We start from the raw sequence: 12,855 nt of genomic DNA, 5'->3' as shown, positions 1-12,855 counted from the left end.
ATATGCCTTTAAACAAGTCATAGCCAAAGAAAATAAAAAAGAAAAAGAAAGTATCCTAAAACAAATAAAGAAATACAAAGACCTATCCAATAAAAAGTATTACATGAAGAGGTAAGTCTGTTTCTAAATGATGAGGAGGAGAAGAAAAAGCTGAAACAAAAGGGTTTGTATAAGAAAACAAGTGAAAAGTCACATGGTCAAATAGAGATACGAGAGTATTATCATACTGAAGAAATAAAATGGATAGCTTGTAAAAACGAATGGAAAGGATTAAAAAGCGTTGGAATGGAGGAAAAAACTATACTAAAGGAAGGAGAGAAGAAGAAAGAATATAGATACTATATAAGCAGTTTGAAAGAAGATATAGATTTATTTTCAAGGGCAGTGAGAGGCCATTGGAGCGTAGAAAGTATGCATTGGTATCTAGATGTAACATTTAAAGAAGATGCAAACAGAACACTGGATAAGAGGGCAGCTGAGAACCTGAATATTATTAGGAAGTGGTGTCTAAGCATATTAAAAATGGTGGAGATATTCCGTCCTAAATTATCAATGAAAAAGAAAAGATTTGTTATTAGTATGAATCCTTCAGAATTTTTAGAGCAAGTACTGGATTTTTAAAAAAGACTATTTTTGTCAAAAGGGGAATATAACATTTCATGCGTACGTCCTGAGCTGAGTGAAATTTGGATTGACAATACAGGGCATAGGAAATATAATTGACATTGATTATCACATTCAAATTTAAAGTAGATCAGTTCTTAACTTTATTTTGGTGTTAAAAGGTTTTATGATATCAAAAGATATTTACTATTAATTAGAAGGGTTGGATAAATGGGGAAAGGTTTATTTAAGAATAAAAAATTATGCATATTGGTTCTCTCTGTATCGCTATTGCTTTTAATACTAACTTTTATTTGTTTAGGAAGATATCCGGTTAGCCCCTATAAAGCATTTATGATTATATACAAAACAATAACCGGAGATATTAGCGGCTTAGATGTACATGAAGCTAGTGTAGTAATTGACATAAGACTACCTAGAATACTTATGGGAGTTTTAGTTGGTGCAGGGCTATCACTGGCAGGAGTAGCATATCAAAATGTTTTTTCAAACCCTTTAGTTAGCCCGGACTTACTAGGGGTGTCTTCAGGAGCAGGTTTTGGGGCAGCTTTATCTATATTATTATCTCAAGACATGATAGTAACCCAGCAGGTTTCTTTGTTTTTGGGGCTTTTAGCAGTCTATATAGTTTTAAACCTATCTAGAGTAAAAAAACGAACAGATTTGTATGTATTAGTTTTATCTGGAGTAATTGTAAAGTCACTATTTGATGCTTTAATATCATTTATTAAATATGTAGCAGATCCGGAAGATAAGCTTCCAACTATCACTATGTGGTTGATGGGAAGTTTAGCAAGTGTATCCTATAGAGACCTTGTTATTTGTTCAATAATAATAATACCTTGTATTATCGGCTTCTTTCTATTAAGGTGGAAATTGAATCTTTTATCTTTAGATTCTGATGAGGCTAGGTCTTTAGGAATTAATGTAAAAAAATTACGTATTGGGGTTATCTTATTATCAACATTGATAACTGCAACTACAGTTTCTGTATGTGGAATTATAGGATGGATAGGTTTAATAATTCCCCATTTGGCGAGAATGGTTATCGGAAATGATAATAGGTACCTTATTCCAACTTGTTGTGTTATGGGATCAATTTATTTATTACTGATAGATACCCTTGCAAGAGCAGCTACAAGCAATGAAATTCCTATTTCGATATTAACAGCTATTATAGGTGCGCCATTATTCATAACTATGCTTAGAAAAAATTCAGGAGAAAGAAGATGATACTCCAAGTTAAAAAAGGTACTTTTTCATATGGTAAGAGAAAAATTTTAAAAGATATTTCATTTGATTTAAAAGAAGAAGAAGTAATGTCCATTCTTGGACCCAATGGGGTGGGTAAAACTACTTTGTTAAGGTGTCTTATGGGGTTTTTAAAATGGGACACGGGAAAAGCCTTATTGTTCGGCAAAGATATAAATGAATATGCAGAAAAAGAATTATGGGAAAACTTAAGTTACGTCCCTCAAGTTAAGAAAAGTGTGTTTAGTTATGGGGTTTTAGAAATGGTTGTGATGGGTTTAGACAAGGAAAACAGTTTTTTCCATATCCCTACGAAGGAAGATTATGATAAAGCTTATGAAACTTTAAAAGAATTAGGAGTTGAAAAGCTATCAAATAGGTACTGTGATGAGCTATCCGGAGGAGAGCTTCAAATGGTTATGATTGCAAGAGCTCTTGTTTCTAATCCAAAACTTCTTATTTTAGATGAACCGGAGTCAAACTTGGATATGAAGAATCAAATTAGAATCATAGAGGCAATTAAACATATAAATGTAAATAAAAAATCTGCTTGCATAATAAACACTCATTTTCCTAGTCATGCATTGCAAATATCTGACAAAACATTGTTTATCGGTAATGACTACAAAACAACCTTTGATGAAAGTTCGAAAGCCATTACTGAAGATAACTTACAAAAGTATTTTCAGATCAAAGCTAAAATTTTAAACTTTCAAGCAGAAGAAGTTGAATACAAAACAATAGCACCATATAAAACCATATAGAATTGTTAAAAGGAGGTTGATGAATGGAATATAGAAAATTAGGCTCTACAGGCATACAAATTTCAAGAATATCTATGGGAAGTCATCACTTAAAGAATCCCCAAGATATAGATAAACATGCAGAAAATTTCTTTTATGCATATAAACAAGGAATAAATTTCTTTGAAACCAGCGATACTTATGGGAACAATTGTTCAGAACTTATATTAGGTGCAGCCATAAAAGAAATGAAGAAGCAAAAAAAACCATTTTATATTATGTCAAAGACACATGCCGGAGATTCTAAAACATTTCGAAAAAATCTTGAAAATACTTTGAAGAATTTAGGAATAAGTTGTATTGACTCCTTTACTTGTCTTTGGGGTATAAAATCTTTTGAAGAATGGAGAGGAGCTAAAAACTATGGAGCTATAAGAGAGATGGAAAAAGCAAGAGAAGAAGGACTTATTAAGCATATTACTTTTTCTTCACACTTACAAAATAAAGAACTAATTGAGATGATTGGGGAGTATAAATTTGATTATAGTTTACAGGGCTTTAATATAATTAATTCCAAATACAGATTAAAAGGAATAATGAAGACTCATGAAAAAGATATAGGGACAATAGCTATGAATCCACTGGCAACAGGAGACTTGTTGCTTTATGAAGATATATTTAACGCTATTCGTATAAAAGAAGACCAAACTTTGGTTCAGGCGGCATATGCGTATATTCTGTCATTTCCTTTTATAGATTCTGTACTGGGAACCTTTAATTCAAAAAATGAAATTAATGAAGCTATTAAAACCCTATATCAAGAACCTTACTCAGCTAAAGAAAGGAGTGAACAAGAAGGAAAATTAAAAGAAAGAATTAATCAAGTTGATTTAGAAAGAAAGATAGAAGTTGGTAAAGCTCTTAGACAAAGACCTCATATATTAAGAGAAGAAGTTGCAGATTTGTTTGGAGTTTATCCACTAAGTGTATAATTTTCAAAGGAGGAAAAATGAAAAGAAGGATTAGTTTATTATTATTTTTAGTACTAGCCTTAATTTTAAATGCTTGTGCTGGCAGCTCTCAAAGTAATAAAAATGAAATCAGTGAAAACAAGGAAAAAGAAGCTAGTCAAGTGCAAGAAGTTAAAGAGGTAAAAGAAAGCGAATACTCGGTTACTGATGTTAGAGGAAAAACGATTAAATTTGAAAAAACACCGGAAAGAATTGCAACGGTGGACAAGCCTTTTCCGTCTATAATATATGCAATTGATGGAAAGACAGATAAAATTGTAGGATGCAACCCATCTTCTATTAAAGCTTTTGAAGAAAGTGTTTTAAAAAATATGTATCCACAACTAGCTAATGCGAATACTAAATGGTGTTCAAAAGACTCAGTTGTTAACGTGGAAGAGTTATTGAAGCTAAAACCGGATGTAGTGTTTATTTATTCGAATGGTGAAAAAGAAATTAAAAAAATGGAAGCTGCAGGACTTAAGGTAGTAGCTTTAAAGAGGGCAGAATTTGACAGTATAAAAGAAAATATAAAAATAATATCTGAAGTACTTCAAAAGAAAGAACGTGGCGACTTATTAGTTGAATATATGGACAAAGAAATTAATGAAGTAACATCAAAGTTAGCTGAAATAAAAGATGAAGATAAACCAAAAGTTATAGAGTTTTATAGTGACATGAAAGTAGCTGTAAAAGCATACGACCATTGGATGAACCCAAGTGGAGCCAATAATCCGGCCCACGAGCTTAAGGGTAAATTAGCTGATGTGGACATGGAGCAGATGATTGTATGGAACCCTGATATCATTTATTTAGGAAATCATTCAGACTTAATGCCGGAAGACTTTATTGAAAATAAGCAGGAAGGAAGAGACTGGTCAACAATTAAAGCTGTAGCTAACAAACAAGTATACAAAATTCCTATAGGTGTTTATAGATGGGATCCTCCTGGGGTTGAAACTCCACTTACAGTTAAATGGGCTGCAAAAATACAGCATCCACAATTATTTTCAGATATGGACATGGAAGTAGAGTTAAAGAATTTCTTTGAATATGTATATAATTACAAATTATCAGATGATGAAGTTGCTACAATATTGAGGAAGTAGTTTTAAGAAAAAAGGAAGAAACATGGATAAAATAAAAGTATTAGAAAAAGGACAAGAATTAGAATATAGCTTTGATAATTTACTAAATTATCATGGTGTAGGTTATCCCGGGGGAGTAGCTCATGCATTTCAAGTCATGAGTAGAGCCTTTCCACTTTTAGATGATGGGAAATTATTAGAAAGAAGAGAGATATATCTTACTACAGCATTTCCGGGGCCAGGAGGGCTAGATGCTTTTGAAATGGTAACAAGATGCGTAACAGATGGTAGGATTTCCGTTGATATTAACTTAAAAGAAGCTGAAGACGTCTTAGAAAGTCCCCATGGAAGATATTATTTTAAATTCAAGTATAGAGATAAAACAGTTGTTATAACTATAAAGCCAGGTTTTGTACTAAAAGAATTTGTTGAATTAGCAAGAAAAGAAGATAGAAGTGAAGAAGAAGAGGCTACTTTGGTTCAGATGAAAAAAGATATGGCAGCAAGACTATTAGCCGCCAAGCCCGAAGAAGTATATGACGCAAAAGTTCTATAAAAGAAAAAGGGGCTGTTGCAAAAGTCCCATCATAGAAAAAGACGAGGTAATATAAAAATCCTCGTCTTTTTTGATACAATGTATTTATGAAAACCGTTAAAATACATCATCATTAACTAACTATACACTAGTTAATGATACAATTCAACTAAGATTAAACTTTAATACAGAAATATATATCCAAGATGACATAAAACTAAGGCTTGTAAAAAATATAATAGAAAGGATGAATCTATCAGAATTAAAAAAAGTCTACTCATCACTTGGAAGAAGACCTACTGTAAACCCAGTAACTATGCTTTGGAGTGGTAGCATTTAATTAGAGTTGGTAAACTCACCAAATCTATGGTATTATTAAAAACACAGAGGTGGTCAAAATGCAATACGACAAAACCTTTAAAGAAGAGGCTGTTAAGCTATCCGATGAAATTGGTCTTAATGCCGCTGCTAATCAACTCGGTATTCCTTATTACACCCTTTCGGGCTGGCGTAATAAACGTAAAAAATATCAGGAAACCGCATATGTTGGAAGCGGTAACAAACGTTTATCTAATGATGCCAAGGATCAAAAGATATGCGAGCTTGAAAAAGAGGTTTTAGAACTTCAACGGTCTAATGACATTCGTAAAGAGGCTCTCGGTTTTTTCGCCGTAAGCCGGAAGAAATAAAGGCTCATTACCGTTATCAGTTCATTTATGACAAGCACAATGAACTTTGGACTTTAAAGATTATGTGCGAAACTCTTCATGTAAGCATTTCAGGTTATTACAAGTATAAAAACAATCTTAATAAACCCGGTAAAGATAATATTCTTTCGGCAGCAATTCAATTGATACTGAATGAATCTCCATACAACGATAATTATGGAACACCAAGAATGCAAATTGCTTTAAAACATAAAGGAATCAAAGCAGGCATTCGCAGAATAACACGTATTATGAGAGAGCATGTATGGCTTCATATTCCTCATCGAAAGCCGAAAGGATTAACACATGCAACAACTGAAATACAGGAACAGGAAAATCTAATAAAGCAGGATTTTTCATCAACTTTGCCATATAAAAAGCTTCTAACTGATATATCTCAGATACAATGTCAAGATGGAAAGCTTTATATTTCACCTATTATGGATTGTTGTAATGGAGAGATACTATCCATTCTAATGAAAGATAACATGAAGAAAGCATTGTGCATTGATACTTTTAAAGCTGTAACTCAAAAATACAATCTGAACGGTGCTATTGTGCATTCTGACAGAGGAAGTCAGTACACTAGCGAAGCCTTTAAACAGGTTCTTGCTAATGCAGGAGTTAGTCAAAGTTTAAGCGGAGTCAATCATTGCTTTGATAACTCTAGGATGGAGAGCTTCTTCGCGACGCTCAAGAAGGAACTTCTTTACAGGATTCCAACCTATCGCATGAAAAGAGAAGAAGTAAAAACAATGATCTTCAGGTATGTATTTATATATTACAATCAAAAACGGATATATACATCAAACCCGGATGGACTTCCGCCGGTTATGTATATGCAGTTGCTGGAGGTTCAACTTCTGGCAGCATAGGAACCATAAACAATTTAGTGAGTTTGAAGACTCTACTTATCTTGACAGTTCCATAGATCAAAGCGACCTCAAAGACTTAAAAAAAGAACTAAACAAGCTTGGAGTAAGTTTCTCAGTAATGAAAAACAAAGAAACCCAAAACTATGAAGTATTTTTCCAAGCCAAAGACATAAAAGTAATGGAATATGCCTTTAAACAAGTCATAGCCAAGGAAAATAAAAAAGAAAAAGAAAGTATCCTAAAAAATAAAGAAATACAAAGACTTATCCAATAACAAGGATAAGACAAAAGAAAAAGTTAAAAAAAGTAAAAGAAAAAGTAAAACCAAACAAAAAAGATATGACCAGAGAAATCTAAATTAGATATTTTATATAAGTCACTAAAATACTACTGGGTCTAGGATCCTTTAGAAAATTCGTTGAAAATTTAGTTTTAGATTATTTCCTTGACAAAGAAATCTTTAAAGATAGAATAATGACATCTAGTTATTAAAACTAGATACAATATTTAGGTATATAAGACTAAGTGAAAAGAATATAAAGGAAATATAAATGGAAAAGATTGCGATTTTGACAGATTCTGCTAGTAATGTTAAAGAAAATATTAGCGAGGGGATTTTTGTGGTGCCCTTGTATGTGAATTTTGAAAATGAATCAAAAAAGGATTTGCTTGAAATAAGTCCAAGTGAACTTTTTGCGAGGATTGATGAAGAAAAGCCATATACATCCGCTCCTTCTATAGAGGATTTTAGGGAAAAGATTAAGATGATTTGGGAGGCTGGCTATAGTAAAATCCTTGCTATTGCCGTTTCCCACGCCTTGTCAGGCTCCTATAATGCTATGAGGCTTGCTCTTGAGAGTCAGGATATGGAATATGTCCTCATTGATAGTTTGAATATTACAATGTCTGAGGGACTTTTGGTAATGTATGCAAAAAGTCTTATAGACAAGGTGGATGACCTTGATCAATTAGCAAAAAAGATTGGGGAGAAAATCAAAGATACCCGTCTTATTGCGACTGTTAGTGATTTAAAATACCTAATTAGGGGCGGGAGGTTGAGTACTGTTGAGGGATTGATTGGAGGAACTCTTAGGATAAATCCAGTCCTTGGTCTTGATGAAAAAGGAACTATTAAAAACTGTAAGTCGGTAATGGGTAAGAAAAGGGCCTTGAATTTCATAGTTGACGAGACAAAAAAAGCCTTACAAAAGGCTGAGAAATATTATTTGGCTATTGCCTATGGCAAGGATAAAGAGGATATAGCTGGCATTAAGGAGAAATTATCAGACCTCATAGAGGGTGCTAATCTTTATTTGGAAGGTCCAGTTACAGCTGTTTTAGGAACTCATTCAGGACCAAGTGTCTATGCTGTAAGTTTTTTAAAAATTAAATAAAAAAGGAACTGACCTCAATTTTCTTATGAAAAGAGGTCAGTTTTTTGTTATAACTTAATAAGTGCCACGAAACTTATTTGCTAAAGATGACCCAATTAAGGGCCTTTGGCAAGACTTCGAATTTTATTTCATTTGTTTTAAAGATTTCACCATCAGCATTGGCAAGAAATTCAGTATTAGACTTGATAGTCCCTGATGTTACCTTTATTTCCCTAAGGTATTTGCTTGATTGGTGGAGACCTTTTTTGTATTTTATAATCATGGATGGTAGTTTGATTAGGGGGATTTTGTCAGCCAAGATTAGGTTTAGTACACCATCATCAATCTTTGCTTCTGGGGCAGGATTGAAGCCCGATCCATAAAAGGCTCCGTTACAAAGTGCTGATATTAAGTATTCTCCCTTGATTTGAAAACTTGATCCATCAATTAATTTGAGGTCGAAATTTAAATTTTCATAGGTTAAATTTGTGAGACTCCTAATTGTGGCCTTGGTGTAGGCGGACTTGCCGAGCTTTGGATTTTTTTCCAAATAGTCATAGGCTCTTTTTAAGACTTGGGTGTCAAAACCGATGCTTGTCACGTTTATAGAGTAAAAGTCGTTAATCTTTATCAGGTCAATTTTTTTTGTCTTAAAATTCAAAAGTGAATCTAAGGAAAAAGACTCGTAGGAAAAGTTTTTTGCAAAATCATTGCCTGTGCCTGTTGGAATGAGACCGAGGGTCATATTTTTCCCATAGGCGACATTAACAAGCTCGTTTAAAGACCCATCACCACCACAGATTATAACTATTTTTTCGTCATAAGCTAGGGAGTCAAAGGCATCTATCAAAAACTTGGTGTGATTTTTATACCTGGTGTCTACCACTTCAATCTCATCAAGCCTTCCTGCCTTTCTAAAAGTCTCTTCTATATCTTCTTTTCTTATGTCAAATTCTGTCTTACCAGCCTTTGAGTTAATAATAAATAAAATTTTTCTCATAGTTAATCCCATTTATCCTTTACTTATAGTCCAAGTATGTCTTGTGGACTAGAATTTTCTATACTTTCCCTTTGTGTAGGCTAATTCAGCAGAAGCAGAGGGATTTATTTTTTTGCCTAAAATGGCAAACTCAGCCCTGGTTACAGCACAAATTTTTTCATCATCGCCGTAAACTTCGCAATCTACAGTGATTATCCTAGACCCTCTTTTGATCACCTTGGCCTTGGCGTAGATATATTCTGTTGCCATGAGGGGTCTTAAGAAGTTGGTTGTCATAGAAAGGGTAGGGGCTGTGTACTTTTTGGCAGAGGCAATGAAACCTGAAGCGTTATCAGCCATGGTCATGAGGACTCCACCATGCACAGCATTTATTTCATTTAGAAAATTTTCTTCCATCTTACACCTTAAAATCAAATTATTTTCGTCTATTTCTCTGATTTCTATATCAAACTGATCATTAAAACTCATATTAACTCCTTGATAAGTATAATTATATGATTTTTGAAAAATCTTTCATTCTTTTACAAGAAAAGATGAATAATTTTGTTAAATAGTATAAAATATATGAGTAAGGAGCGTTTATGAAGAAGAAATACCTATTAATTTTCCTAAGTTTAATCATGGCCCTAGGCTTAGGGGCTTGTTCAAATAATAAAGATAGCAAAGAAATTACAATAAAAACTGTGACAGACCTTATAACAAGGCTTGATAATTATCAGAAAGTCAAGGAAGAGGAAAAACGCCTTGCAGAAGAAGAAAAAAAACAAAAGACTTCAAAAAAATCTATTCAAGAAATAGAAAAAGAAGAAATAGAAGCAAAAGCCAAAAAAGAATTGGAAGAAAGAGCAAAGAAAAAACCTGTAATCAAGAAGGCTAAGTTAAAGGCTTTTGGCGATATTATGGCTCATATAGCTCAGATTCAGTATGCCCACAATAAGGGTGGGGGAGAATATGATTTTTCAGATCAATTCACTTATATAAAAGATTTCGTGAAAAATGCTGATATATCTATTGGAAATTTCGAAACAACATCGAATCCGAATTTGCCATATGCTGGTTTTCCAAGATTTAATGTACCAGAATCCTATTTAAAAAACCTCAAAGATATTGGATTTGACATAGTTACTACAGCCAACAACCATTCTATGGATACAGAGCTTGAAGGAGTCATGACAACAATGGATGCAGTAAAAAAAGCTGGTCTTGATTATGTTGGATCCTTTAAAAATAAGTCTGAAAGAATTTTATTAAAAGAAGTAAACGGTATAAAAATTGCCTTTCTCGCTTATACTTATGGTTGTAATGGCAGGGAAAATCTAATTGTACCAAGGGAAGAAGTTGAAAATCTTTGCTATTTATCAAATGAAGAAGAAATAAAAAAGGACATAAGCATGGCAAAGGCTCAGGGGGCAGACTTTGTTGTAGTTTACCCTCACTGGGGAATTGAATACCAATCTATGCCAAACGAGGCTCAGACAAGTCTAGGCAGGAAGATGATAGATTGGGGAGCAGACCTCGTAATAGGCAACCATCCACATGTGGTAGAACCAGTCGAACTTTACCAAGCAAGTGACGGCAGGGAAGGACTAATAGCCTATGCACTTGGTAATTTCATTTCTTATCAAAATTATGAAAACAATAAGGATATTAGGGTGGAACAGTCCCTCGCCCTTGAAATTGATTTAGAAAAGGACCTAAATAGTGGCAAGAAAAAAATCGCCGACGTGACCTTCCACCCAATATGGGTTGGTTCTTATTATAATGAATATGGAATAGATGTTAAAAACCATTTAACAGAAGACTTTCTCGAAGGCGGAAAATATTTTGATCTAGTAAACGAAAGCCAAAGAGCGAGGATAAAAAAAGCCAACGACATGACCTTAAAAATTGCAAATACAGGAGTCCAATGATGGTAAATTTTGAGCTTAATATCCTAAACGCCATACAAAACCTGAGATCTACGCCCTTAGATAAGTTTATGGTAACAATCTCATCTGTAGGCAACCTATCTCTAATATGGATAGCCTATATCCTAATATTTTTAGCAGCCAAAGAATTAAAGAATCAAGGCAAGATAATGATAATAGCCTTTATCTTAAATATTTTGCTAGTAAACCTACTGGTAAAAAACCTAGTAGCAAGGCCAAGACCTTATGAAGTGGCAAAGTTTACAGGCCTTTTGGTCCACAAACTATCTGACAATTCTTTCCCATCAGGCCACACATCTTACGCCTTCACCTTTGCCACAATTCTCACCATCTTAAATAAGAATAAACCTTTAATTATTTTTACAGACCTTCTTGCAGTATTGATCGCCTTCTCAAGGCTCTACCTTTACGTCCACTTCCCAACAGATGTCCTAGCAGGGATTGGATTTGGGCTATTGATAGGAATCTTGTCGATAAAAATATATAAGTCACAAAAATATAGGCAAATAAAAGAAAAATATAATTTACATCGGGAATAAAGTGTGATATAATGAATTGGTAAGCATTTATGCCGGTGTGTCGGAACTGGCAGACGAGATAGACTCAAAATCTGTTGTCCTCCGGGGCGTGTGGGTTCGAGTCCCACCACCGGCACCAAACACTCAATAAGCGTTGGATTCCCAACGCTTTTTTGCTGTCTAAATTTTAAAAAATCATATCCAGACTAATTTCAGCTTTTGCAATACCTATAATTTATCATAATCTTTATAAAAATATTAAATGAAGTTTTGTAACATTTTTATTTCTAATTCGTTATTATAGTAGAGGTACTCTTTAAAAAGATTGAAAAATAAAGTTTTAATGATTAATAATGGTTGATTTTAAAGATTTTAAACGTTCGCAGTTTGATTAATGGAGGGATATATGTCTTATAGGCTAAATGTAGTATCAAGAGTGATGAGAAGCAAAAGATTTTTCTTATCTATACTTATTATTTTATTATCTATGATTTTTTCTTTAACCGCCTTTGTTGAAGAGGGCATGGAATACTTTTTCAAACACGACTATGCTATGACATTTTTACAAGGATATAACGGGGATAGGTCTTTGCTTACAATTTTAGGGCCTCTAATCGCAACCCTTCCTTTTTCCGCCCAACATGTTGAAAACAGTAAGAGTGGGACAATGAAATATCTTGTAGCAAGAATGGGTTATAAAAAATATTTCAATTCTAACTTCATAATAAATTTTCTCACATCTTTTATAACTTTCGCTTTTGGTATGGTCATATTTTTTATAGGGTGCTTTGTGTTTTTTTCCAAGAATCTCAATATGGATGCCTATATGGGAATGACAGGAGTATCCACCTATAAGAAGCTTATAGATAAATCTGCCCTACTTTATATATTGGCAATAATTCTACATTGTGCATTTGTAGGTGCTTGTTATAGCAGTGTGGGGCTTTCTTTATCTTATTTTATTAAAAATAAGTTTGTCGCATGGATAGGACCTTTTATTATAGCCACAATAGGATCTTTGTTTGCGATGTTTGTTGGACTTACTAAGCTTGAGCCAATGGCAATATTTGATGTGTCAAGAGTCCAAGGAATGACGCCTGTATTTGTTATTTCCTACCTGATAATAAGCCTCTTACTATCCTATGTTTTATCTTTATTGAAATTTAAAAAGGATATAGAAAACGATGAAGAAATATAAAAATT

General features: G+C 33.4%; 13 protein-coding genes, 1 tRNA gene and 3 pseudogenes. 15 read left to right on the top strand and 2 right to left on the bottom strand.

All coding sequences use genetic code 11. The features are described 5' to 3' along the window. From HMPREF1630_RS09565 to HMPREF1630_RS07020, 11 genes and pseudogenes are all read left to right on the top strand, one after another. Positions 1 to 97 (top strand): annotated as a pseudogene (locus HMPREF1630_RS09565) (PcfB family protein); the annotation flags it as partial. 14 nt (positions 98 to 111) lie between these two features. Further along, positions 112 to 621, top strand: a pseudogene (locus HMPREF1630_RS07065) (ISAs1 family transposase); the annotation flags it as partial. 213 nt (positions 622 to 834) lie between these two features. After that, positions 835 to 1,857 (top strand): FecCD family ABC transporter permease, encoded by a 1,023-nt coding sequence (locus HMPREF1630_RS07060; RefSeq protein WP_037328355.1) that lies wholly within the window; start codon positions 835 to 837, stop codon positions 1,855 to 1,857. Next, on the top strand, positions 1,854 to 2,639 hold the full coding sequence (locus tag HMPREF1630_RS07055) for an ABC transporter ATP-binding protein (RefSeq protein ID WP_037328354.1): 786 nt from the start codon (positions 1,854 to 1,856) through the stop codon (positions 2,637 to 2,639). Before HMPREF1630_RS07060 ends, HMPREF1630_RS07055 begins: the two co-directional genes overlap by 4 nt. 23 nt (positions 2,640 to 2,662) lie before the next feature. Continuing rightward, the gene (locus HMPREF1630_RS07050) at positions 2,663 to 3,610 is read left to right on the top strand and encodes an aldo/keto reductase (protein WP_037328353.1); all 948 of its coding nucleotides are present in this window, start codon (positions 2,663 to 2,665) and stop codon (positions 3,608 to 3,610) included. Between the two features lie 17 nt (positions 3,611 to 3,627). Beyond that, positions 3,628 to 4,737, top strand: coding sequence for an ABC transporter substrate-binding protein (locus HMPREF1630_RS07045; protein ID WP_037328352.1), 1,110 nt, complete (start codon positions 3,628 to 3,630; stop codon positions 4,735 to 4,737). Between the two features lie 22 nt (positions 4,738 to 4,759). Continuing rightward, positions 4,760 to 5,272: a hypothetical protein gene (locus tag HMPREF1630_RS07040; RefSeq protein ID WP_037328351.1), complete on the top strand. Its 513-nt coding sequence runs from the start codon at positions 4,760 to 4,762 to the stop codon at positions 5,270 to 5,272. A 377-nt stretch (positions 5,273 to 5,649) separates the two neighbouring features. Beyond that, positions 5,650 to 5,940, top strand: a complete 291-nt coding sequence (locus HMPREF1630_RS07035) for a transposase (RefSeq protein WP_037328350.1) — start codon at positions 5,650 to 5,652, stop codon at positions 5,938 to 5,940. Next, on the top strand, positions 5,937 to 6,833 hold the full coding sequence (locus HMPREF1630_RS07030) for an IS3 family transposase (protein ID WP_156095816.1): 897 nt from the start codon (positions 5,937 to 5,939) through the stop codon (positions 6,831 to 6,833). The genes HMPREF1630_RS07035 and HMPREF1630_RS07030 overlap by 4 nt, the downstream gene beginning before the upstream one ends. Positions 6,834 to 6,882: 49 nt before the next feature. Beyond that, positions 6,883 to 7,190: pseudogene (locus HMPREF1630_RS07025) on the top strand (DUF3801 domain-containing protein); the annotation flags it as partial. Positions 7,191 to 7,384: 194 nt separating this feature from the next. Next, the gene (locus tag HMPREF1630_RS07020) at positions 7,385 to 8,227 is read left to right on the top strand and encodes a DegV family protein (protein ID WP_037328348.1); all 843 of its coding nucleotides are present in this window, start codon (positions 7,385 to 7,387) and stop codon (positions 8,225 to 8,227) included. A 73-nt stretch (positions 8,228 to 8,300) separates the two neighbouring features. Here the strand turns inward: HMPREF1630_RS07020 and HMPREF1630_RS07015 are convergent, their stop codons facing one another. Continuing rightward, positions 8,301 to 9,206, bottom strand: coding sequence for a diacylglycerol/lipid kinase family protein (locus HMPREF1630_RS07015; protein ID WP_037328347.1), 906 nt, complete (start codon positions 9,204 to 9,206; stop codon positions 8,301 to 8,303). 48 nt (positions 9,207 to 9,254) lie between these two features. Next, positions 9,255 to 9,674 carry a PaaI family thioesterase gene (locus HMPREF1630_RS07010; RefSeq protein WP_004829928.1) on the bottom strand — a complete coding sequence of 140 codons (420 nt, stop codon included), beginning with the start codon at positions 9,672 to 9,674 and terminating at the stop codon, positions 9,255 to 9,257. 113 nt (positions 9,675 to 9,787) lie between these two features. Here HMPREF1630_RS07010 and HMPREF1630_RS07005 point away from each other — a divergent pair, with 113 nt between their 5' ends. The 4 genes from HMPREF1630_RS07005 (at position 9,788) to HMPREF1630_RS06990 (ending at position 12,850) form a co-directional block, all read left to right on the top strand. After that, positions 9,788 to 11,116, top strand: a complete 1,329-nt coding sequence (locus HMPREF1630_RS07005; protein ID WP_037328346.1) for a CapA family protein — start codon at positions 9,788 to 9,790, stop codon at positions 11,114 to 11,116. Next, positions 11,113 to 11,673: a phosphatase PAP2 family protein gene (locus HMPREF1630_RS07000; protein WP_037328345.1), complete on the top strand. Its 561-nt coding sequence runs from the start codon at positions 11,113 to 11,115 to the stop codon at positions 11,671 to 11,673. Before HMPREF1630_RS07005 ends, HMPREF1630_RS07000 begins: the two co-directional genes overlap by 4 nt. A 31-nt stretch (positions 11,674 to 11,704) precedes the next feature. Beyond that, positions 11,705 to 11,791: transfer RNA gene (locus tag HMPREF1630_RS06995), tRNA-Leu, on the top strand. A gap of 267 nt (positions 11,792 to 12,058) precedes the next feature. Next, positions 12,059 to 12,850, top strand: coding sequence for a membrane protein (locus HMPREF1630_RS06990; protein ID WP_037328344.1), 792 nt, complete (start codon positions 12,059 to 12,061; stop codon positions 12,848 to 12,850). Positions 12,851 to 12,855: the final 5 nt, after the last annotated feature.

The sequence above is a fragment of the Anaerococcus lactolyticus S7-1-13 genome (assembly GCF_000758765.1).
Lineage (GTDB): Bacteria > Bacillota > Clostridia > Tissierellales > Peptoniphilaceae > Anaerococcus > Anaerococcus lactolyticus.
Note: the sequence above shows the minus strand (reverse complement) of the source record. Positions and strands in the feature narration are given on the sequence as shown.